Here is a 21,946-nt window from a genome sequence, read left to right as displayed (position 1 = left end):
CCCACAGGCTTAGCTGGTGGTACCGGTGAGGAAGGTTCGCAGTAGCGGGTTGACCATCTCGGGGTTGTCCTCGTGGACGTTGTGGCCGGCGCCTGGGATGATCTTGACGGTGGCGTTCTGGAGGCGCTTGCCGTACTCGGTGGCATAGGAGGCGGGCAGCCACTCATCGGCTTCGCCCCAGACGACCAGCGTCTCGGCCCGGACCGTGCCCAGCGCGGCATCGGTAGCGGTGTAGTCCTGGCGGCGGACCAGCTTCACGAAGGCCTCCCGCTTTTCGGGCCTGGACATCCAGTGCCAGGTCTCATCCACCACCTCACCGCTGACCCGGTCCTGGTCGGCGAAAGCGGTGCGCAGGCTCTTCTCGAAGTCGGAGCGGCCCATCAGCTTGACGGCCAGCTCACCGACGACGGGAAGGGCGAACAACGCCGTCTGTGAGGCGGGTTCCTTGGCCAGCCCGAGCCCAGCGCGTCGGACATGGCCGGCAGGTCGTAGGCGAAGTCATCCTTGCCGGTCGTGTAACCCTGACTGGGCATGTCTACGGCGTAGACCGTGTGCTCCCTGGCCAGGACGGGGATCGTGTCACGATAGGAGTACTGCCACTGGGCCCCGCCCGCGATCAGGACGACCGGCGATCCGCTGCCCGTCTTGGTGTAGTGGAAGCGCGCCACCGGCGTCTCGACGTACACGGAGTGGATACGGGACAGGTACCGCGAGCGATAGCCGCCATCAGCGGACGGCTGCCAGACGTAAGACCCGCTGGACCAGGACAGCCGCTATCTCGGCTGCCGCTGACTCCTGTCGGCATCGAGCCCCGGATCGTCAGCGAGCGAATTTCTCGATGGCGGCCGGGGTGACGGGGGTGAAGAAGTTGACGAGGTTGCCGTCGGGGTCGCGCAACAGGAGCGAACGGTTTCCCCAAGGCATCGTCGTGGGCTCGTTGACGAAGTCCGCCACGAAGCCGGTCAGCTTCGCGTACACGCTGTCCACGTCGTCGACGAGGAACTCGATGATGACGCTGCGGTTCTGGGCCGGATCGGCGCAGCCAGGCGCGAACAGCGGCACGGTACGGGTGCTGCCGATCGCGAGGGTGGCCGAGGCGGTGTTGAGTTCGGCGAAGTCATCGTTGGACCAGCTCGCCTGGACTCCGGTGGCGCGCTCGTAAAAGCCGACGAGGCGGGCGACATCGCCGGTGATGATGCGGATCGAGACGAGGTTCATGGCGGTTCTCTCCAGGTAGGTCAGTGCTTCTGACCACACGCTACGAGCAATACTGGACAGAAACCGCCCAGTATCTGCAGGACGCTTAGGAACATGTCCCGACCCACTGCCCGCGTGCTCGCCCTGCTGGAGCTCCTGCAAGCGGGAGGCCTTCGAACCCTGGCCGAACTCGCCGACAGGCTCGACGTCGATGAGCGTACGGTGCGGCGCTACATCGACCACCTCATCGACCTCGACGTGCCCGTCGAGTCCGTGCGTGGCCGCTACGGCGGTTACCGGCTCGCCCGCGGTTACCGTATGCCGCCGCTCATGCTGAGCGACGACGAAGCGCTCGCCGTGCTGCTCGGCCTGGTCGCGGGCCGGCGGGCCGGCTTGATGACGGCCACCGGCACGGCGAGCGAGACGGCAGCGGCCAAGATCCGGCGGGTGCTGCCAGAGCGGCTCGGCCGCAGACTCGACGCCGTGCTCGACTCCCTCGCCTTCACGGCTCCGCCCGGCGAGTCGACCGCCCCGGAGACCGGAGTCCTGCTCTCGATCGCCGACGCGGTGCGCCATCACCGGCCGATCTCGATCCGGTACACCGCCGCCGACGGCAGACGCAGCGAACGCACGCTGCACCCCTACGGGCTCGTCGCCCACTCGGGCAACTGGTACGTGACGGGTGCGGATCCCGCGGTCGGCGAGGACCGGACGTTCCGGCTGGATCGCATTACCGGTACGAGAACTCTGCCCGGATCGTTTGAGCCGCCTGTTGGACTCGATCCGGCGAAGCGCGTCCTGACAGGGCTCGCCACCGCTCCGTACCGGCACGAGGTGATTCTGCGGATCCAGGGGACAGCCGAGCAGATCCGCACCCGGCTCCCGGCCAGCGTCGCGGTGGTTGAGGAGTCACCGTCCGCGAGCGGCGCAGATTCGGACACCAGGCAGTGGTCCCGTGTCGAGATCCGTGCCGAACGGCTTGACTGGCTGCCGGGCGTGCTCGCTTCGCTGGACCGGCCGTTCGTCATCGAGCAACCGGACGAGCTCCGCGACCTTGTCGCGGAGCTCGCCAACCGACTCATGTCCTCGGCCCGGCGAAGTCCGCCTCGCGTCTGACTGGTATCGGCAAGGCTTCCTCGGGTCAGCCCGAATTGTGTCGCACCGGTCATGGTGTTCGGTGGTTCGATCGGGTGGTCTTCTGCTGTGCAGGACCTGTTGGTGTCAGCGCCTCGCTCGAATCTTGTTGCCTCCTGGTCGCGGCTGTCCCGGTGCCTGGGTCAGATCATGTGGTTTGGCTTCCGGGTGTGCGGAGGGTTCGGCGGATGGCGTTGCGGAGCCAGTGGTGGGCTCCGTCGGCTGTGTGCCGGGGGTGCCAGGCCATGCCGATGGTCAGTGGTGGCAGTGCCAGGGGGATGTCGAGGAGGCACAGTCCGAGGGCGGTGGCGTCGTCGGTGAGGGGTGAGGGGGCGGCGCCGGAGAGTGCGGCAGGTACGAGGCAGACGATGTCGCTGCGGGTGGCGAGGGTCATTGCGGCCAGGTGGCTGGGGAGGACGACGCTGACCCGCCGGTGGAGGTTCTGCTCGGCCAGGGCGATGTCGAGGGGGCCGGTGAACCGGCCGCGGCGGCTGACCGCGACGTGCTGGGCGGCGGCGAGCCGGGCCGGGGTCAGGGGTCTTTCGGTGAGGGGGTGGCCTGGCCGGACGGCCGCCATCATGCGGAGGCTGACCAGTTCTTCGACCTGGGTTTCGGGGTCTACGTGGTCGATGGATCCGATCTCCAGGTCGATCCGGCCGTCGCGGAGGGTGGTTCCGGCCTCCAGTTCTTCGGCCCGGAGCCGGAACGAGACCCCCGGCGCTTCCTGCTGGGCCAGTCGCAGCAGTCCGGGGGCCAGTGCCGCGGCGACCAGGTCGGCGGCTTGGAGGGTGAAGGTGCTGCGCAGGCTGGCGGGGTCGACGCCTGTGCCGGGGCTGAGCAGTGCTCCGAGGCTGCGTACCACTGCGGCGGCTTCGTCGCGCAGGGACTGGGCGCGTGGAGTGGGAACCATGGTCTGTCCGGCCCGGACCAGGAGGGGGTCCTGGAGGATGCGACGGAGGCGGGCGAGGGTGCGGCTCATGGCGGCGGGCGAGGTGTGCAGGCGGGCGGCGGCGCGGGTGACGCTGTGCTCGGCCAGTAGGGCGTCCAGTGCGATGGCGAGATTGGCGTCGATGACCGGCTCTGGGCTGTTCACCAGCATCATTCCATTTCAGTCAATGATTCCATGCTGAAGTTCCCATTGTGGCAACACAGCCGTCCTCCGCAGGATGGGAGTCGTACCGATCCGGCACCTGCGAGGTTTTCATGATCGTTATTACCGCTCCCACCGGGAACATCGGCCGTCACCTGCTTTTTAAGCTCCTGGAGTCCGCCGCGGGGGAGGAACTGCGCGTGATCGTGCGCGACCCCGCCCGGCTTCCGGACGCGGCGCGCGGACGTGTCGAGGTGATCACCGGCTCGCACGCGGACACCGAGGTCCTCGACCGGGCCTTCGAAGATGCGGACGCCGTCTTCTGGCTCGTCCCCCCAGACGCCTCCCTGGCGCCGCACGACGCCTACAGCGGCTTCACCCGCCCCGCCGTGAAGGCGCTCGCTGTCCACGGTGTCGGCCACGTCGTCGGGGTCTCGGCGCTCGGGCGCGGTACCCCGGTCGCCGACCGCGCCGGTCTGGTCACCGCCTCTCTCGCCATGGACGACCTCATCGCCGGTACCGGTGTTGCCTACCGGGCCCTGGCCAGCCCGTCCTTCTTCGAGAACCTCCTGGAGGAGTCCGGCTCGATCCGCGACAAGGGCGTCTTCACCGACACCGTCGACGCCGACCGCAAGGCCCCCCTCGTCGCTGTCGCCGACATCGCGGCCGCCGCCGCCGGCCTGCTGCTGGACCGCTCGTGGACCGGCACCGACAGCGTCCCGGTCCTCGGGCCTGAGGACCTGTCCCCCAACGACCTGGCCCGCATCATGACCGCACAGCTCGGCCGCCCCGTCCGCTACGAACGCCAGCCGCTCGACGAGCTGTACACCACCCTCGTCGGCTACGGCCTCAACGAGGCATTCGTCCAGGGCGTCGTCGCCATGAAGCGAGCCAAGGACGAGGGCCTCGACGCCGGCGTCGCCCGCACCCCGGACACCGCCTCCCCCACCGGCTTCGAGCAGTGGTGCGCCCAGACCCTCAAGCCCGCCGTCCTCTCCTGAGGGCCCACCACCCGTCGCCGGAACACAGACCACCTACACCTTTGGAGGCGTCCTGATGCCCGCTGAGGAAACCGGACCGCCGGTCACGGCGTTCATGCTCGTCAAGACCACACCCGAGTGGCTCGCCCTGACCGTCCAGGAACGTGCGGACACCTTCACCACCCAGGTCCTGCCCGCGATCGAGGCCAGGACCAGCGGCGTCCGGTCACGCTTCTACGACACGGAGTTCTACTCCGCGCGCGTCACCGACGTCTGGGTGTGGGAAGCGGAAGACCACCACGCCTACCAGCTCCTGATCGACGCACTGCGCGAAACCGCATTCTGGGACCGCTACTTCGAGGTCGTCGACCTCCTCGTCGGCACCGAGAACGGCTACGCCCGCACCTACGGCCTCGATCCCGTCGCCACCATCACCACCTGACACACCGCCCACCCTGCACGGGGTAACACGCCTGTGGCCAGGGCAGACTCACCCCTGTCGGGTCCTCTTGCGGGGAGGAGACCACAGATGGACCAGAACAAGGTGACGGAGTTCCTGGGCAGCGCCGTCAGCGACCTGGGGGCGACCGAAGCGGCGGGCTCCGTCGTGATCGGTCACCGGCTCGGCCTGTATCGCGCCCTCGCCGAGGGGCCCGCGACTCCCGAGGAGTTCGCCGAGCGCACCGGGTGCCACCCGCGTTACCTCACCGAATGGCTGCGTGGGCAGGCCGCCGGGGGGTACGTCGGCTACGACGCGGCGACGGGCCGGTTCTCACTCTCGGAGGAACAGGCGTTCTGCCTGGCCGATCCGGCCGGCCCGAACATACCGGCGGCGTACCTCATCGCGCTGGGCATGCTGCGCGCCGAGCCGCGCATCACCGAGGCGTTCCGCACGGGCGCCGGCTTCGGCTGGCACGAGCACGTGGAAGACGTCTTCGTCGGGTGCGACGCGTTCTACCGGCCGGCCTACGTGGCCGCGCTGGTGTCGAGCTGGATCCCGGCGCTGGACGGGATTGAGGAGAAGCTGAAGGCGGGGACCGTGGTCGCGGACGTCGGCTGCGGCCTCGGGTCGTCCTCGATCCTCCTCGCGCAGTCGTACCCGCGTACCGCGGTCGTCGGCTCGGACTACCACGCCGAGTCCATCGAGCTGGCCCGCGAGCATGCCGCCGAGGCCGGGGTGGCCGACCGGGTCGACTTCGAGGTGGCCACCGCGCACACCTTCACCGGCACTGACTATGACCTGGTGACGATGTTCGACTGCCTGCACGACATGGGCGACCCGCTGGGGGCCGCCCGGCGGGTGCGGGAAGCGCTGGCTCCGGAGGGCGCGTGGCTGCTGGTCGAGCCGTACGCCGCCGATTCGGTGGAGGACAACTTCACCCCCGTGGGGCGGCTGTACTACAGCGGGTCCACGTTCCTCTGCGTGCCCAACGCGCTGTCCCAGCCGGGCGGCTACGCGCTGGGCGCGCAGGCGGGCGAGGCGAGGATCCGCGAGCTGAGTCGTGAGGCGGGCTTCACCCGGTTCCGAAGAGCCGCGGAGACCCCGTTCAACCTCGTCTACGAGATCCGGCCGTAGAGCGAATGTCGGTTCCGTTTGCTAGCGTGCGGCACTCGCCGGTAGTGATCCTGCACGAGCTCTCCCGGCAGTTCTTCATCGTCTGATCAGAGAGGGCGTGGACCCGGTGGATGACGATGAGAAGAGCACGCTGCTGATGTTCCTGGAGGCGCAGCGCGCCAGCGTTCTCGCGATCGTGGACGGCCTCGACGTCGAAGCGTTGTCAACCGCGATCCTGCCCTCGGGATGGACGGTGCTGGGTCTCGTGGAGCACCTCGGCTACGCCGAGCGGCATTGGTTCCAGGAGATCGCCACCGGATCCGCCGAGCCACTGCCCTGGCCCGACGAGCACACGCCGCTGAGCACACCGCGCCCACCGTCTGTGGTCTTCGCGTTCTACCGCGCCCAGTGCGAGCGGTCCAACGCCGTCCTTGCCGCGACTCCCTTGTCGACGCCCCCGCGGGGACGTCACCCGGGTCCGCTCGGGGACCAGGTCACCGACCTGCGGCGGATCGTCCTGCACATGATCGAGGAGACCGCCCGCCATGCGGGCCACCTCGACGTCGCCCGCGAACTGCTTGATGGAAAGACGGGGCTCGGGCCTCGATAGGTCTTTCGCCTCTGTTGCCGGGCAGGACGGACCAGCCAGTTCAAACGCCTCCGGCTGGAAGGCCGAATCGGCTCAGAAATTAGCCAGTCCCTCCGCCGGACAAGGCCGGGGTGCGCGAGGGGCGGGAGCCCCCCGCCCGGGGGCGAAGCCCCAAAGAAGCACGCCTGAGCGTCATTCGCGCGAAGCGCGCCCCACCGGGAGGACCTCGCTTGTCGGGGGTCGAAGGGGGCGAAGCCCTCTGGGCAGCACGCCACCTGCCCCACCGGGAGGCCCACGGTTGTGAGCCCCCGGCGAGGAGGCGTCAGGTGGTGGAGAAGGCCGCGTCGAAAGCGGTGGTCGGTGGGGTGATGGAGTTGAGGCCGCGGATGTAGCCCAACGCCTCCCGTGCCCCGTCCAGCCGATCCATCCCCGCGTCCTCCCACTCGATCGAGATGGGCCCGCTGTACCCGATCGAGTTGAGCGCCCGGAAGCAGTCCTCCCAGGCCACGTCTCCGCGCCCGGTGGAGACGAAGTCCCAGCCGCGCCTCATGTCCGCCCACGGCAGGTGGGAGGAGAGGCGGCCGCGGCGGCCGTCGCCGATGCGGACGCGGGTGTCCTTGCAGTCCACGTGGTAGATCCGGTCGGCGAAGTCCAGGATGAACGCCACCGGGTCGAGGTCCTGCCAGACCATGTGGGACGGGTCCCAGTTGAGGCCGAACGCGGGACGGTGGCCGATGGCCTCCAGCGTGCGCTGGGTCGTCACGTAGTCGTAGGCGATCTCGCTGGGGTGGATCTCGTGGGCGAACCGGACACCGACCTCGTCGAAGACGTCGAGGATGGGGTTCCAGCGGTCCGCGAAGTCCTGGTAGCCCGCCTCCACCATCGAGGCCGGCACCGGCGGGAACATGGCCACCGTGTGCCAGATCGACGATCCGGTGAAGCCGACCACCGTGTCGACACCCAGCAGGGCCGCGGCTCGCGCCGTGTTCTTCATGTCCTCGGCGGCCGCCTGGCGTACGGACTCGGGATCGCCCGAGCCCCAGATGCGGGCCGGCAGGATCGCCTTGTGGCGCTCGTCAATGGGGTGGTCGCAGACGGCCTGGCCGACAAGGTGGTTGGAGATGGTCCACACCTTGAGGCCATGCTTTTCGAGCTGCGCCTGCTTCGCCGAGACGTACGACGGGTCCGCGATCGCCTGCGCCACGTCGAAGTGGTCGCCGGAGCAGGCGATCTCGAGGCCGTCGTAGCCCCATTCGGCGGCGAGCCGGCAGACCTCCTCGAACGGCAGGTCAGCCCACTGGCCGGTGAACAATGTGACCGGTCTCATACGTCCTCCACGACTGTGAAGCGGCTGGAGTCAGCCGCGCTGCGCTCGACCGCGGCGAGCACGCGTTGCACCCGGAGGCCGTCGGCGAACGACGGCGCCGGGTCGTCGTTCGTGGCTATGGCCTCCAGGAAGTCCTTGATCTCGTGGGTGAAGGTGTGCTCGTAGCCGAGTCCATGCCCGGGCGGCCACCACGCCGCCGCGTAGGGGTGGTCGGGCTCGGTGACCAGGATGCGTTTGAAGCCGCCGTCGCCCTCGCTGACCCACAGCTCGTTCATGGCCTCGAAGTCGAAGGCGAGGCTGCCGAGCGAGCCGTTGAGCTCGATGCGCAGGGCGTTCTTGCGTCCGGTGGCGAACCGGGTGGCCTCGAAGGAGGCCACCGCCCCGCCGGAGAGCCGGCCGATGAAGAGCGCGGCGTCGTCCACGGTGACGGGCCCGGTCTCCGAAGAGCCCGACGAAAGCGGGCGTTCCTTGACGAACGTCTCGGTGAGCGCCGAGACGCCCACCACGTTCTGGCCGGTGATGAACTGGGCGGTGTCGATGATGTGCGCCCCGATGTCGCCGAGCGAACCGGAACCCGCCTTGTCCTTCTGCAGCCGCCACACCAGCGGGAACTCCGGATCGACGATCCAGTCCTGCAGATATTGGGCTCGTACGTGCCGGATCTCGCCGAGCCGGCCCTCCTCGACGTAGCGCCGGGCGAGCGCCACCGCCGGCACCCGCCGGTAGTTGAAGGCCACCATGTTCTTGCCGGACGACGAGGCCGCGGCCCGTACCATGGCCTCCGCCTCGGCCACGCTGTTGGCCAGCGGCTTCTCGCAGATCACGTGCTTGCCGGCCGCCAGGGCGGCGATGGCGATCTCGGCGTGGGAGTCGCCCGGCGTGCAGATGTCGACGATCTGCACGTCGTCGCGCCTGACCACTTCCCTCCAGTCGGTCTCGAAGTCGGCCCAGCCGAGCCGGGCGGCAGCGGCGGCGGTGTGCTCCTTGGACCTACCGGCTAGCACCGCCATCCGGGGTGCCAGCGGCAGGTCGAAGAAGGCGCCGACGCTCCGCCAGGCCTGGGAGTGGACGCGGCCCATGAACGCGTAGCCGATCATGCCCACGCCGACGGTGGTTTGGTCTGACATGCAACCCCCGATCAGGATTCGAAGCCGAGTGGCAAGTATTTCTCGACGTTCTCCTTGGTAATAGTCTCTGACGCGAGTGTGATCGACTGTGGGACCTGGTTCTCCACCAGGTCGCTCATGCCCTTCTCCTGCGCGATCAACCTGGCCAGTTTGATGGCCGAGGCGGCCATCGTGGGGCTGTAGGTGACGGTGGCCTTCAGCACCGACGTACCCGACTGGATCTCCTTCATGGCGTTCAGGGAGCCGGCGCCGCCGACCATGAAGAACTCGTTGCGCCCAGCCTCCTTGATCGCGGCGAGTACGCCCACGCCCTGGTCGTCGTCGTGGTTCCACATGGCGTCGATCTTCTTGTGCGCCTGCAGCAGGCTGGCGGCCACCGAGTTGCCCGTCTCCACGGTGAACTTGGCGTCCTGCTTGGCCGTGACGCTGAAGCCGAACGTCTTCAACGCGTCGGCGAAGCCCTTGCTGCGGTCCTGGGTCAGCGGGAGTGTCGCGATGCCCTGGATCTCGACGATCACCGGGTTCGAGACGCCCTTGTCCTTGAGCTGCTTGCCGATGAACTGACCGGCCGCGACGCCCATGCCGTAGTTGTCGCCGCCGATCCAGGTGCGGTACGCCAGCTTGTCGGGGAAGACCCGGTCGAGGTTGATGACCGGGATCCCGGCCTGGGTGGCCTGGAGCGCGACCTGGTTGAGCTGCTGACCGTCGTTCGGCAGGATCACCAGCGCGCTCACCTTGGCCGCGATCAGCGACTCGACGGCGGAGATCTGCTGGTTGATGTCGTTCGTCGGCTCGACGGGCTTGAAGTCGACGTCCGAATACTGCTTGGCGGCGGACTCGGCGTTCTTCGCGATGGCCGCGATCCAGCCATGGTCGGCCGCGGGCGCGGAGAAGCCGATGACGACCTTGGTGCCGGGCTGGTCGTTGCCGCTGGCCGCGGGAACGGGGGCGGGCGCCGCAGTGGAGGGCGCGGCCGCCGGCTCGTTGCTGGTGCAGCCGGCCGCTAACAGTACGGCTCCGCCGACAAGGAAACCCCTGCGCGCGACGTTGTTGCTCATGGTGCTCTCTCCTTCAGGTTCCGTCGCTGGAGAAGGACGGCGACGACGATGATCAGGCCCTTGGCGATCAGCTGGTCGCTGGTGTTGAGCCCGTTGAGGATGAACAGGTTCGTGATGAGAGTGAAGATCAGCAGCCCCAGGATCGAGCCGATGATCGTGCCTCGGCCGCCCGTGAGCAGGGTGCCGCCGATGATGACGGCGGCGATGGCGTCGAGCTCGTACAGGTCGCCGTGTGTGGAGGAGCCCGTGGTGGTGCGGGCCATGATGAGGATGGCGGCGATGCCGCAGCACAGCCCGGACAGGGCGTACAGGAGCATCGTGTGCCGGCGGACGTTGATGCCGGCGAGCCGGGCCGCCTCGGGGTTGCCGCCGACCGCGTACGTGCGGCGGCCGAACGTGGTGCGGTTGAGCACGATCCAGCCGAGCGCCACGACCAGCGCGAAGATGTAGACGAGCAGCGGCACGCCGAGCAGCCGCGTGGTCGACAGGTCCACGATCGCGCTGTTGTCGGACTGGATGATCTGTGTCTTGCGGTCGGACATGCGCTGGGCCAGCCCGCGGGCCGCGACCAGCATGGCGAGGGTGGCGATGAACGGCACTAACCGCCCGTACGCGATGAGCAGCCCGTTGACCAGCCCCGTGCCGGTGCCGACGAGGATCGCGCAGATCGCCATCACGGCCGGCCCGTACGCCTGCGTGGCCAGCGTGGTGGCCCAGACGGAGGCCAGGGCCATGGTGGCGCCCACGGACAGGTCGATGCCGCCGCCGATGATGACGAACGTGGCACCGACCGTGATGACACCGATGGTGGCGGCCAGCGACAGGATGCTGACCAGGTTGGAGGTGGTGGCGAAGTTCTCGGGTTTGGTGACCAGGCCGACGATCGCGAGCAGCACCAGCGCGATCACCAGGCCCAGGTGCCGGGTCTCCCCGAGCCAGGCCAGCGGGCCGGGCGCCCGTACGGCGAAACGGTCGTGCGGGCCCGCTTCTGCGGGGTTGCTCATCAGGCGGCTCTCCCATCCATGATCATGTCGAGCACGCGGTGCTCGTCGAGCTCTTGGGCATCGCCCTGGTGGATGACCGTCCCCTCGCGCAGCACCAGCACGCGGTCGGACAGGCCGAGCACCTCCGGCACCTCGCTGGACACCAGCAGCACGCCGATGCCCTGGTCGGCCAGTCCGCGGATCACCGCGTACAGCTCGGCCCTGGCGCCCACGTCCACGCCCCTGGTCGGCTCGTCGAGCAGGAGCAGCTTGCGGCTGCCGAGCAGCCAGCGGGCCAGTACGGCCTTCTGCTGGTTGCCGCCGGACAGCGTCTTGATCGGCCGTTCGGGGTCGGGCGGGCGGATGTCGAGCGCCTCGACCAGCCGCTGCGCCTCGGCCTTCTCACGGGCCCGGTCCATCCAGCCGAACCTGGCGAACCCCGGCAGGCTGCCCAGGGTGATGTTGGCGGTGACACTCTGGTCGAGCAGGAGGGCTTGGGCCTTGCGCTCTTCCGGGGCCAGGCCCATGCCTCGCCGTACGGTGCCGACGATGTCGCCCCGCCGTACGGGCTTGCCCGAGAGCACGACGCGGCCGGAGGCGCGCCGCGCGCCGTAGACCGCCTCCAGGATCTCCGAACGGCCCGAGCCGACCAGCCCGGCCAGCCCGACGATCTCACCGGCGCGCACCGAGAACGACACGTCGGCGAACGCGCCCGGCGAGCTGAGCCCCTCGACACGCAGCACCTCGTCGCCCGGGGACTCCGCGGCGCGGGGTGGGAAGACGTACTCGACGGTGCGGCCGGTCATCAGCGAGACGATCTCGGAGGTCGGGGTGTCGCGGGCGGGCAGGCCGACGGCGACCGTCCGGCCGTCCTTGAGCACGGTGACCCGGTCGCCGATCTCGCGGATCTCCTCCAGCCGGTGCGAGATGTAGACGACGGCGACGCCCTGCGCGGTGAGTTCGCGGATGATGCGGAACAAGTTCGCCACCTCGTCGTGGGCCAGCGCGGCCGACGGCTCGTCCATGATGATCAGACGGGCTTCGTGCGAGAGCGCGCGGGCCATCGAGACGACCTGTTTGGCGGCCGGTGACAGGCGGCCGACCTCGGCCTTCGGCCGGATCTCCGGGTGGCCCAGCCTGGCCAGCACGGCGCCGGCGGCCCGGTTGACCGCTCCCCTGTTCACGAAGCCGGCGCGGGCGTGCTCGTGGCCGAGGAAGATGTTCTCCGCGACGCTGAGCCCGTCGACCAGGTCGAGTTCCTGGTAGATGGTGGCGAAGCCGAGCCTGATGGCGTCGATCGGGCTGCCCGCCCTGACCTGCGCGCCGTTGAACTCGATCGTGCCCTCGTCGGGCTGGTGGACGCCCGCCAGCACCTTGATGAGCGTCGACTTGCCGGCGCCGTTCTGGCCGAGCAGGCAGTGCACCTCGCCGGCCCGCACGTCGAGGTCCACCCCGTCGAGCGCGCGCACACCGGGGAACTGCTTGACGATCCCCCTCATGACAAGCATCGGGGTCCCTTTCAGGCGTTGACGATGCGGTTGATGTTCTCGGGTGACAGGTAGTGCTCGATCGCCAGGATCCCGGCGCCCAGCGCGGCGGCGTTGATCCCGGTACGGCTCGGCACGATCGAGAGGTGATGCGTGGCCAGCGGCAGCGACCTGCGGTAGACCGTCTCCTTGATGCCCGCGAGCAGGTGCTCGTGGACCCGGGACAGGGCGCCGCCGATGACGATCACCTCGGGGTTGAAGAAGTTGACCAGGCTGGCCAGCACCTCGCCGATGAGCCTGCCCGCCTCTCTGACCAGCCGGAGCGCCTGCGTGTTGCCCGCCTGTACGAGCGCCACCACGTCGGCCCCCGTCTCGGCGGGGGTGCCCAGCTCGGTCAGCCTCCTGGCGACGGCCGCGCCACCGGCGACCGCCTCCAGGCAGGCGCTGTTGCCGCAGCGGCAGCCGGCGTCCTCGTGGCCGGAGACCCGGATGTGGCCGATGTCGCCGGCCGACCCCTGGGCGCCGCGGTGCAGCTTGCCCTCGGCCACGATGCCGCACCCGATGCCGGTGCCGATCTTGACGAACAGCAGGTGGCCGGCGTCGGGGTAGGCGTTGCGGTGCTCGCCGAGCGCCATGACGTTCACGTCGTTGTCGACGAGTACGGCGCAGCCCGCGAAGTGCTCGGGGATCGGGTAGTCGTTCCAGCCGGGCATGATCGGCGGGTTGTTGGGCCGGCCCGTGGCGAACTCCACCGGCCCCGGCACCCCCATCCCGATCGCCTTGAGCGCGGCCCGCGGGCGTCCCGCCTCGGTGAGCAACCGTTCCAGCCTCCTGTCGACGTGCGCCAGGACCGTCTCCGGGCCCTCGGCGATCAGCAGCGGGTCTTCGCACTCGGCCAGGACGTTGCCCGAGATGTCCATCAGCGCGATCCTGCAGTGCGTGGCGCCCAGGTCGACGCCGGCGAAGGCGTGGTCCTCGGTGTGCAGGCGGAGTTGCCGTGGCGGACGCCCGCCGGTGGACTCACCGCTTCCGGTCTCCGACACCAGGCCGCGCTCGATCAGCGCGTCGACCCGCTGGCTGATCGTGGACCTGGCCAGACCGGTGAGTCTGGCGAGGTCCGAGCGGGTGGTCGCGGAACCGGCGCTGATGAGGGTGAGAACGTCACCGGGCGAGCCCGGAGCGGAGGTCATGCGGCGACAATAAGATCACACATGCGGCAAATCAAGAGTGCAAGCCGCCCAAACCCGCCCAACTTACGCCGATAATCAAACAAAGCTCTCTGGATTCGGACATAAGGGCCGTTTGACCCCAATTGCCACCGACGCGCTCCGGCACTCCGACATGCCGGGCGGGCGCTCGGGACGCCAGGGGTCGGCCCTCGCGACCCGCCCGTACACGTCGGCGTCCCGGGCCGGCCTCGCCGCGAGATCAGCACGCCGGACGGCCCGGCCGGGCCGTCCGGATCGTCAACATATGGAGAACCATCAGTGGTCATTCGGTAAGAACCGTGCGGCGGACGGAGCGCCCATTAATAGGGCACATATAACGGGTTCTGTGATGAACACTTCGCTGGTATTCCGGGCGAAATGTCCCATGACCCGCACCGCCATCCACACGGGGAGTCCGAAATGAGAGAAAAAATCACGATACCTATTTTCGTGGCGATGGCCGCCGGAGGTGGGATCGCGTTTGGAACCGCCGGATTCGCGGCGGCCGAGTCCTTCCCCACCCCGAGCCCGTCCGTCACGAGGACCGTGACCCCCAGGCCGACACCCACGAGCACGAGGACCGTGACCCCCAGGCCGACACCCACGTCCACGAGGACCGTGACAGCCAGCCCGACGCCCTACCCGCCGAGGGTTACCTCCACCTCGTCGTCGCACGTCGACGTGCACGTCGACATCGACGATCCCAGAGGTAACTGGCATCACCACAACAACTGGGGCTGCGGCGGCCATTGCCATCACGGTCACAAGGAACTGCCGATGACAGGAGCGCCCGTGAAGGCCCTGGCAGCGGCGGGTGCGGGCTTGCTGCTGGTGGGAACCGCCGGCACAATGATCGCTATTCGGCGTCGCCGTTCTGCCAGTGCGAATTAAGACACGCCGAATCGTCATCGTCAGCCTGCTGGCTCCGGCCGCAGGTCTCACGCTGGCCGGGAGTTGGTCCGCGTACCTCGGTCTGAGCGTGCGAGACCACCTGCAGGCGACCAGGGACGCACTGGTCCTACTGCGCGCGAGCGACCCCGGCCGGCTGGCCGGGACGCTCGCGGACGCGCGATGGCACGCGTCCGAGGCCCGCCGGCTCACCTCCGGCCCGGACTGGTCGTTGATCGCCCACGCTCCCGTGGTGGGAGACGGCGCGACGACCATTCGCGGGCTGGCGGAGACGGTCGCGGAGCTGACCACCGCCCTGGCTGACGTGCACCGGGCCACCGCGCAGCTGATCATGGACGTCGAGCCCGCCACGGACGACCGGCCCGCCACGGACAGCCGGCCTTCCATGGCCAACGTGCGACAACTGCTGTCCGTCCTCGATTCGGCGGCACCGGTCCTGGACGCCGCCGCCGACCGAGTCGCCCTGGCGCGCTCACGCCTGTCCGTTACCCCGGCGGACACGGGCGTGAGCGCGGTGGACGAGGCACGCAGCACGACCCTGCGCGAAGTCGATCGGCTGCGCGGCTGGCTCGGTGCCGCGGCCGACGCCGCCGCCCTGGTGCCGCCGATGCTGGGCCACGACGGCCCTCGCCGCTATTTCCTGGCATTCCAGACAAATGCCGAAGCGCGCGGAACCGGCGGCCTGGTGGGTGCCTTCGGCATTCTGAAAGCCGGGCGCGGCCAGCTCGACATTGAACGGCTGGCCGCCAACAACCGCCTCTCGTCCAGTTCCGCTCCGGTCGCCGACTACGGGCCGGCATTCAGCGCGCGTTATGGGCCGAGCGCGCTTTCCCTGCTCTCCAATTCCAATCTTTCCCCACATTTCCCGTACGCCGCGAATACCTGGACCGCGCTGTGGGAACGGCAGACCGGCCAGCAGTTGGACGGCGCCCTCGCGACCGACCCGGTCGGTCTCTCCTATCTGCTGAAGCTCATCGGGCCGGTCACCCTCCCGGGTGGCGAGACAGTGACCGCCCAGAACGTCATCGACCTCACCGAGCAGGAAGCCTACGTCCGGTATCCGAACCCGGACGAGCGTAAGAAGTTCCTCATCACGATCGCCGGCGCCGTCAGCGAGGCGCTGACCCGGTCCCATCCGGATCCCGCCACGTTGATCTCCACCTTGTCGCAGCTGGTCGAGGAGCGGCGGATCCAGGTCTGGAGCCGCAGGGACACCGAGCAGCAACGTCTGGAGACGACGCCGCTGAGCGGCGTGCTACCGGAGAAGCCGGGACCGTTCGCCAGTCTGGTGATCAACAACTCCGGCGGCAACAAGCTCGACTACTACCTCAAGCGCTCGCTCCGGTACGACCTGGGCTCCTGCCGCCCCGACGGGCAGCGCGTCACGAGAGTGCGGGTCCGTCTCACCAACGATGTGCCGCGCCGGCAGCTGCCCACGTACGTCACCAGCCGCCTCGACCACCCCGACCGCCCGCGCGCCGTCGGGTCCAACCTACTCTGGGTGTCGCTGTACACCGGGGCCGGAGCGCAGAACGGTGGCGTGCGGATCAACGGCAAGCGGGCGAAGATCGTCAAAGAGGTCGAACGATCCCATCCGGTCTACTCCACCATGCTGGAGCTCGCTCCTGGGCAGTCGAAGACGCTGGAGTTCCTCCTGCTGGAGCCCGCCTCGGCCGCGCCGCCGCTGGTTCCCGTGCAGCCGCTGGCCCGTCCCCAGCAGACCCGGATCACCCAGGACCGCACCGGCTGCGGTCCGGAGTCCCAAATGATCGATAGCGAGGGTTAAAGAGCGGCGTGCCGCCAACGGCTGCCTGACCAGGGCGTTCTACCGTCGCGCCCATGGAAGGTAATTTCCGCATCCTGTTCGTGTGTACGGGCAACATCTGCCGCTCCCCTCTGGCGGAGCGGCTGGCCCGTTCGTCCCTCGGACCGTCGTTCCAGGTGACCAGCGCGGGCACCCACGCCGAACCGGGCATCGAGATGAACGAACACACACGGCGGACGCTGCTCCGTCTCGGCGGCGATCCCGGCGGCTTCGTCTCCCGCCCGCTGACCACCGAGGTGCTGGCCGCGGCCGACCTCGTGCTGACGGCCACCTCCGCGCACCGTGCCGAATCGGTGACGATGCACCTCCCGGCGGCCGGGCGTACCTTCACCATCGTCGAGTTCGGCACTCTGACCCGAGCCGTCGCGCCCACGGCGATCACCTGTCACCAGGATGCCGTACGGCGGGCTCACGCGCTGGTCGACGAGGTGCGCACGCTACGCGGCCTGGTCCCGGTGGACCGGCCCGACATCCTCGATCCCATCGGTGGCACCCGGTGGCACCACCGGATGGCGGGACGGAGGATCGCCAGATCGCTCGCCGTCCCGCTCCAGTTCCTCACACAGCCGCAGGTGCCTTGACCTCTGCCTTGGCGTCGGTCTCTGTCGTCTCGTACCCGTAGCCGTAGCCATAGCCGTCGTATCGGCTGGCCTTGGCCGGAACGAAGTTCATGACCGTACCCACGATGCGAGCGTTGATCGACGACAGCAGTTCCGTGCCTCGCAAGATGTGCTCCTGCCGGGTCTTGCCATAGCGGGCGACAAGCAGCACTCCGTCGCAGATCGCCGAGAGTGTCGCGGCGTCGGTGACCGGCAGCAGCGGCGGCGCGTCAATGATCACGATGTCATAGTCGCCCGCGACCTGATCGAGCACGTTGCGCATCCCTCGTGAGCCGAGCAGCTCACTCGGGTTCGGCGGGATCTGGCCGCTCGGCAACACGAACAGGCGCGGCTCGCCCCAGGGCTGGATCACCTGGTCCAGCCGCGCCTTGCCGATCAGCACATCCGTCAGGCCGACCGCGCCCTCGATGCCGAGGTAGGTCGGGATGCGCGGCCGGCGAAGGTCGCCGTCGACCAGGAGCACCCGCCAGCCCGCCTGGGCCAGGGTGATCGCCAGGTTGGAAGACGTCGAGGATTTGCCCTCGTTCGGCAGGCAGCTGGTGATGACCAGTGATTTGGGCTGCCGGTCCACGCCGATGAACTGCAGGTTCGTACGCAGCGAGCGGAACGCCTCCGACCTGCTCGATCGGCCTCTGGGCCGGACGATCAGCGGGTGACGCCGCGCGTCCCGCTCGTAGCCGATGATGCCGAGAGTCGAGCTCTTCGAGGTCCGCTGCAGTGTGTCGGAGGACTTGATGGTCGTGTCCAGACGGTCGCGGAGCACCAGCGTGGCGACGGCGATGAGCAGCGCGATCAGCACGGCGAGCGCCAGGTTGACCATCGGCCTGGGGCTGACCGGCGCCTGGGGGGTCTCCGCCTGGTCCACCACCGTGATCTTGATCGTGGGGCGGCTGCCGGGAGTGGGCCGTTCGATCTGGTCGATCAGCTGCGTGAACCGCGATCCCAGGGCGTTGGCCAGCTGTGCGGCGCGGGACGGGTCGCTGTCGGTGACCGTCGCACGGAGCAGGACGGTACCGGGGACCACTTCGGCCGCGATGTTCCCCTGCAAGCGCCGGATGTCATCGGGCGTGGTGATCTGGCTGACCACCCGGCGGCTGGACAGCAGGGTGGCATAGGACTGCACCCGCTGCGCCGACAGCATTCCCGCTTGGTACGCGGTGGAGAGGCTGCCTTCCCTGTCGTGGCCGGAGACCAGCATGGAGATCGTCGCGACGTACTGCGGAGGCGTGTTCGCGGTGACCACCACCGCCGCGCCTACCCCGATCCCCATCGAGAGGAGGAGAAGGAGCCAGTTCCGGCGCAGGAGCCGCAGGTAATAGAGCAGATCCACTGGATCAACGCCGCCTTTCACGGATTCTTGGAAGAGCATTCAGGTCTTCGATCGGCGCGTAGATGCGCACACCCTGCAGCAAGACGATGAGAACGACGGCGGTTCCGCCGGCGACCATCATCGTGACCAGGGGCGATATCAAGCGCAGGGCCATCATCAGGCAGCAGCAGCCGGCCGCGGCCGCGATCGCGCCGAGCGTCGCGGCGACCGCCCGGGTGGAGAGCCCCATCCGGCGGAGCCGGTGTGACACGTGGTCGGTACCACCTTTCAGCGGCGAGCGACCCGCCCGAATCCGCGAGATGAACACGACACCGGTGTCGACGGTGGCGACGAAGGTCGGTATGAGCAACCCGGCGAACACCCTGCCGGGGCCCTGCCCCATCACCAGGAGAACAGCCGAGCAGGTGAGCACGAACCCGATGAACAGGGATCCGGAGTCACCCATGAATATCCTCGCGGGCGCCCAGTTGTGCGGCAGGAACCCCAGGCTGGTGCCGGCGAGCGCGATCAGGAGCAGCCCCAACGCCGGCTGGCCGGTCACGAAGGCCGTCACACCGAGGAAGGCGGCCGTGACGGTGGTGACGGCTCCCAGCGCGCCGTCCATGTTGTCCAGCAGGTTGAAGGAGTTGAGCATCACGACGATCCACACGACCGTGAGCAGGCCGTCCAGCCATCCGTCGGCCGGCGTGGTGAGGTGGACCCCGGAGAGTACGACCCCGCTGGCCGCCCCGGCCTCCACGACCAGTCTGGTGACCGGGCGCAGCGGGCCGAGGTCGTCGATCAGGCCGACCAGTGACACCGCGGTGCCCGCCAGGAGGATCGCCATGATCTGGAGATCGGCGAAGCCGATCACCGCGATCACGGGCACGACCGTGCCGAACGTGATCGCGATGCCGCCGAGGAAAGGGGTCGGGCGGGCGTGGGCCTTCTGCTCACTGGGGCGATCGGTCAGTTCCCAGTCCAGCGCCAGGCGCTTCAACGGCATGATCGCCATACAGCTGATCAGGAACGCGGCCACGCCTGTGGCAAGGGCGATCGTCCCGTTCACCGGATGGACGCCGGAAGCTCTTCGCGAACCTGCTTGACGACCTCGACGAGGATCTCGTCGAGAGTGTGCCGTGGAGCCCAGCCGGTGAGCTCGCGAATCCTGGTGGTGTCGGGGACCCGGCGGGTCATGTCCTCGAAACCCTGCTGGTAGGCCTCGTGATACGGGATGAGGTCGATCGCGGACATGGACCCGGTATGATCGATGATCAGCTTGGCCAGGTCCAGGATGCTCACCTCGTTCGCGGAGCCGATGTTGAAGGTCTGCCCGACCGCCGCCTCGAGGTCGAGGAGCCGGAGCAGCGCGTTGACGACGTCCGCGACGTGCGCGAAGCAGCGGGTCTGGCTTCCGTCGCCGAAGACCGTAAGAGGCGCACCGCTGACCGCCTGCTGGACGAGACGTGGGATGACCATTCCGTAGGCCGGGCTCTGCCGTGGCCCCACGGTGTTGAACAGCCTGACGACGATCGTCGGCAGGCCGCGCTCCCGGTGATAGGCGTTGGCGAGGATCTCGTCGACGGCCTTCGCCGTGCTGTAGGCCCATCTCACCACGGACGGGCTGCCGAGGATGCGGTCGGCGTCCTCCTTCAGCGGTCCCGCCGAGTTCTTGCCGTAGATCTCGCTCGTACTGGTGATCAGGATCTTCTTCCGGTACCGGTGCGCGGCCTCGATGACGACCTCCGAGCCGCGGATGTTGGTCGTCAGGCAGCGAAGCGGCTGCTCGACGATCAGCTTGACGCCGACCGCGGCCGCGAGATGGACGACGACGTCGCACTGGTGGACCAGCTCGTCCACCATGAGTTCGTCCAGCACGGATCCCTGGACGAACTGAAGGTGGGGATGGTCGGCGGCGAGCGCGAGGTTCGCGACCCGTCCCGTCGACAGGTTGTCCACGATCACGACGGAGTCGCCGCGGGCCAGCAGCGCGTCGGTGAGATGGGACCCGATGAACCCGGCCCCGCCCGTAATCAGAAATCGCATCTGGTCACCTCACGCTTCCCGCTGAAGCGCGGTTGGCCCGGCGCTCTTCGTACAGCGATCGATACATGGCCTCGGTGTCGGCCACCAGGCGCTCCACCCCGAAGGAGGAGGAGGTCCAGTGGCGGGCGGACTCGCCCATCTGGTGTCTGAGTTCGGGGTCGCGCAGCAGTCGTACGGTGTGTTCCGCCAGCTCGCCGACGTCGGCGGAGCTCACGAAACCGGTGTGCTCATGCCGGATCACCTCGGCGACACTTCCCACCCTGGTGGAGACGGAGGGTCTTCCCGCCATCCCGGCCTCGATGAGCGCGACCGGCATCCCCTCGTTGTCGGAGGTGAGCAGGACCATGTCGGCGGCCGAGTAGACCGTCGCCACGTCGTTCCGCCATCCGAGCAGATGGAAGGAACCGCGCATGGGACCGATGGCCTGTTCCATCTCCTCACGGAGCTCGCCGTCTCCGCAGACGACGAAGTGGCAGTCGGGCACGCTCCGGAGCACGGCGGTCGCCGTGGCGACGAACCTGTCGGGCCGCTTCACCTGGGTGAGCCGGCCGACGAAGGCGACGACGGGCGCGTCCAGCGGGACCCCCAGAGACAGGCGGGCATCCTCGCGGCTGGGGATCGAGCCGAGCCCGACGCCGGGTGGGGTGACGATGTACTGCTCCAGGCGGCCGATTCCGGCCTCCAGCAACTCGTCGCGGACGCGGGCTCCGACCGTCACCAGACGATCGGACATCGACGCGAGAAGCCGCTCCGTCCGTACGTAGACAAATCGCTTGGGCGGGGAGAAGTGCCCATATAGAAGATGCCCGTGAAACACGTGTGCCAGGGCCGGGTTGATGCCGGACAGGCGGGCGGCCACGCGACCCAGCAATCCGGCCTTCGTTGTTCGCGTGTGGACGATATGCGGCCGGAACGCGCGGATCGCCTTGACCAGGTGCATGACAGCCCGGACGTCGTCAGCAGGCTTGATCGAGCGGCCGAGCCCAGGAACCCGGTGAACCGGCATCGCCGAGTCCCGGAGCAGGAAATGGTCCCCTTCTTCACCACCGACGTCACCCGTGTAGAGGCGATGGTCGAACTTGTCATGGTTCAACTGCGCGCACAACCCCGTTAGCTGAGTAGCCGGGCCGCCGATGTTCATCCGGGCGATGACATCCATGACTCTTATGCGGCCGTCCGGCTTCGCACAAGCTCCTGCGGAATGGGTCTTCATGCCGCAGACGCTAGCTCGGGCTTTGCTCCGCTCCATGGACTGAGTCGCGGTGACAACGGAATATTTGCATATCTTGTCCCCGCAGGTTATGGAATCGCATCGGATGGCACGACAAGCCGCTGTCTTCCAGCCGACTTACGGCGGTTCGGTGCGTCACGTCGATATCGGCGGGCCGCTCGTCGTATTCTTTGCGGGCCGCCCGGGTGGTGATCCCCGCGATCTCGCCATCGAAACTCCGGTTGGCATGGCGCTCGTTTGAACCATCAAACACCGATCGTTGAGGAGAACC

At 68.5% G+C, this 21,946-nt stretch carries 22 protein-coding genes; 8 read left to right on the top strand and 14 right to left on the bottom strand.

The genetic code is table 11. The annotated features are described in order from the left end of the window. Positions 1-9: 9 nt before the first annotated feature. The 3 genes from ACGFNP_RS39960 to ACGFNP_RS39950 form a co-directional block, all read right to left on the bottom strand. Positions 10-423 (bottom strand): alpha/beta fold hydrolase, encoded by a 414-nt coding sequence (locus ACGFNP_RS39960; RefSeq protein ID WP_393327771.1) that lies wholly within the window; start codon positions 421-423, stop codon positions 10-12. Next, positions 381-686, bottom strand: coding sequence for an alpha/beta fold hydrolase (locus ACGFNP_RS39955; RefSeq protein WP_393327768.1), 306 nt, complete (start codon positions 684-686; stop codon positions 381-383). The genes ACGFNP_RS39960 and ACGFNP_RS39955 overlap by 43 nt, the downstream gene beginning before the upstream one ends. A gap of 133 nt (positions 687-819) precedes the next feature. Further along, positions 820-1,257 (bottom strand): VOC family protein, encoded by a 438-nt coding sequence (locus ACGFNP_RS39950; RefSeq protein WP_393327765.1) that lies wholly within the window; start codon positions 1,255-1,257, stop codon positions 820-822. A gap of 54 nt (positions 1,258-1,311) precedes the next feature. On the opposite strand from ACGFNP_RS39950, the gene ACGFNP_RS39945 reads away from it, so the two are divergent. Further along, the gene (locus ACGFNP_RS39945) at positions 1,312-2,313 is read left to right on the top strand and encodes a helix-turn-helix transcriptional regulator (protein ID WP_393327762.1); all 1,002 of its coding nucleotides are present in this window, start codon (positions 1,312-1,314) and stop codon (positions 2,311-2,313) included. Between the two features lie 166 nt (positions 2,314-2,479). Here ACGFNP_RS39945 and ACGFNP_RS39940 read toward each other — a convergent pair whose 3' ends face one another. Then, positions 2,480-3,424 carry a LysR family transcriptional regulator gene (locus tag ACGFNP_RS39940; protein WP_393327759.1) on the bottom strand — a complete coding sequence of 315 codons (945 nt, stop codon included), beginning with the start codon at positions 3,422-3,424 and terminating at the stop codon, positions 2,480-2,482. A 110-nt stretch (positions 3,425-3,534) separates the two neighbouring features. On the opposite strand from ACGFNP_RS39940, the gene ACGFNP_RS39935 reads away from it, so the two are divergent. The 4 genes from ACGFNP_RS39935 to ACGFNP_RS39920 all read left to right on the top strand — a co-directional run bounded on the left by ACGFNP_RS39935 (position 3,535) and on the right by ACGFNP_RS39920 (position 6,566). After that, the gene (locus ACGFNP_RS39935) at positions 3,535-4,422 is read left to right on the top strand and encodes an NAD(P)H-binding protein (RefSeq protein ID WP_393327756.1); all 888 of its coding nucleotides are present in this window, start codon (positions 3,535-3,537) and stop codon (positions 4,420-4,422) included. 55 nt (positions 4,423-4,477) lie between these two features. Next, positions 4,478-4,843 (top strand): darcynin family protein, encoded by a 366-nt coding sequence (locus ACGFNP_RS39930; protein WP_358336907.1) that lies wholly within the window; start codon positions 4,478-4,480, stop codon positions 4,841-4,843. An 87-nt stretch (positions 4,844-4,930) separates the two neighbouring features. Next, entirely contained in the window at positions 4,931-5,977 is a 1,047-nt protein-coding gene (locus ACGFNP_RS39925) for a class I SAM-dependent methyltransferase (RefSeq protein WP_393327752.1), read from the top strand. A gap of 106 nt (positions 5,978-6,083) precedes the next feature. Further along, positions 6,084-6,566, top strand: a complete 483-nt coding sequence (locus ACGFNP_RS39920; protein WP_393327749.1) for a DinB family protein — start codon at positions 6,084-6,086, stop codon at positions 6,564-6,566. Between the two features lie 301 nt (positions 6,567-6,867). Here the strand turns inward: ACGFNP_RS39920 and ACGFNP_RS39915 are convergent, their stop codons facing one another. The 6 genes from ACGFNP_RS39915 to ACGFNP_RS39890 are packed head-to-tail and all read right to left on the bottom strand — an operon-like array spanning position 6,868 to position 13,717. Next, positions 6,868-7,872 carry a sugar phosphate isomerase/epimerase gene (locus tag ACGFNP_RS39915; protein WP_219533806.1) on the bottom strand — a complete coding sequence of 335 codons (1,005 nt, stop codon included), beginning with the start codon at positions 7,870-7,872 and terminating at the stop codon, positions 6,868-6,870. Continuing rightward, a complete protein-coding gene (locus ACGFNP_RS39910) occupies positions 7,869-8,999 on the bottom strand; it encodes a Gfo/Idh/MocA family protein (protein WP_393327746.1) in 1,131 nt (376 codons plus the stop codon). Before ACGFNP_RS39910 ends, ACGFNP_RS39915 begins: the two co-directional genes overlap by 4 nt. An 11-nt stretch (positions 9,000-9,010) precedes the next feature. Beyond that, positions 9,011-10,057: a substrate-binding domain-containing protein gene (locus ACGFNP_RS39905; protein WP_358336895.1), complete on the bottom strand. Its 1,047-nt coding sequence runs from the start codon at positions 10,055-10,057 to the stop codon at positions 9,011-9,013. Further along, positions 10,054-11,061, bottom strand: coding sequence for an ABC transporter permease (locus ACGFNP_RS39900; protein WP_358336892.1), 1,008 nt, complete (start codon positions 11,059-11,061; stop codon positions 10,054-10,056). Before ACGFNP_RS39900 ends, ACGFNP_RS39905 begins: the two co-directional genes overlap by 4 nt. Beyond that, positions 11,061-12,548 carry a sugar ABC transporter ATP-binding protein gene (locus tag ACGFNP_RS39895; protein ID WP_393327743.1) on the bottom strand — a complete coding sequence of 496 codons (1,488 nt, stop codon included), beginning with the start codon at positions 12,546-12,548 and terminating at the stop codon, positions 11,061-11,063. Before ACGFNP_RS39895 ends, ACGFNP_RS39900 begins: the two co-directional genes overlap by 1 nt. Positions 12,549-12,559: 11 nt before the next feature. After that, a complete protein-coding gene (locus tag ACGFNP_RS39890) occupies positions 12,560-13,717 on the bottom strand; it encodes an ROK family transcriptional regulator (RefSeq protein WP_358336886.1) in 1,158 nt (385 codons plus the stop codon). Positions 13,718-14,615: 898 nt separating this feature from the next. On the opposite strand from ACGFNP_RS39890, the gene ACGFNP_RS39885 reads away from it, so the two are divergent. After that, complete coding sequence (locus ACGFNP_RS39885; RefSeq protein WP_393327742.1) at positions 14,616-16,430, top strand: DUF4012 domain-containing protein; 1,815 nt, start codon at positions 14,616-14,618, stop codon at positions 16,428-16,430. 53 nt (positions 16,431-16,483) lie between these two features. Further along, on the top strand, positions 16,484-17,050 hold the full coding sequence (locus ACGFNP_RS39880; protein ID WP_393327740.1) for a hypothetical protein: 567 nt from the start codon (positions 16,484-16,486) through the stop codon (positions 17,048-17,050). On the opposite strand, the gene ACGFNP_RS39875 is transcribed toward ACGFNP_RS39880, so the two are convergent. The 4 genes from ACGFNP_RS39875 to ACGFNP_RS39860 are packed head-to-tail and all read right to left on the bottom strand — an operon-like array spanning position 17,028 to position 21,603. Beyond that, a complete protein-coding gene (locus tag ACGFNP_RS39875; protein WP_393327737.1) occupies positions 17,028-18,458 on the bottom strand; it encodes a polysaccharide biosynthesis tyrosine autokinase in 1,431 nt (476 codons plus the stop codon). The genes ACGFNP_RS39880 and ACGFNP_RS39875 overlap by 23 nt on opposite strands. Then, positions 18,424-19,467, bottom strand: a complete 1,044-nt coding sequence (locus tag ACGFNP_RS39870) for a glycosyltransferase family 4 protein (protein WP_393327734.1) — start codon at positions 19,465-19,467, stop codon at positions 18,424-18,426. The genes ACGFNP_RS39875 and ACGFNP_RS39870 overlap by 35 nt, the downstream gene beginning before the upstream one ends. Beyond that, positions 19,464-20,444, bottom strand: coding sequence for an NAD-dependent epimerase/dehydratase family protein (locus tag ACGFNP_RS39865; protein ID WP_393327731.1), 981 nt, complete (start codon positions 20,442-20,444; stop codon positions 19,464-19,466). Before ACGFNP_RS39865 ends, ACGFNP_RS39870 begins: the two co-directional genes overlap by 4 nt. 4 nt (positions 20,445-20,448) lie before the next feature. Next, positions 20,449-21,603: a glycosyltransferase gene (locus tag ACGFNP_RS39860; RefSeq protein WP_393327729.1), complete on the bottom strand. Its 1,155-nt coding sequence runs from the start codon at positions 21,601-21,603 to the stop codon at positions 20,449-20,451. Between the two features lie 157 nt (positions 21,604-21,760). On the opposite strand from ACGFNP_RS39860, the gene ACGFNP_RS39855 reads away from it, so the two are divergent. Then, positions 21,761-21,916: a hypothetical protein gene (locus ACGFNP_RS39855; RefSeq protein ID WP_393327726.1), complete on the top strand. Its 156-nt coding sequence runs from the start codon at positions 21,761-21,763 to the stop codon at positions 21,914-21,916. Positions 21,917-21,946 lie beyond the last annotated feature (30 nt).

The organism is Nonomuraea sp. NPDC049269 (assembly GCF_043197155.1).
GTDB lineage: Bacteria > Actinomycetota > Actinomycetes > Streptosporangiales > Streptosporangiaceae > Nonomuraea.
Note: the sequence above shows the minus strand (reverse complement) of the source record. Positions and strands in the feature narration are given on the sequence as shown.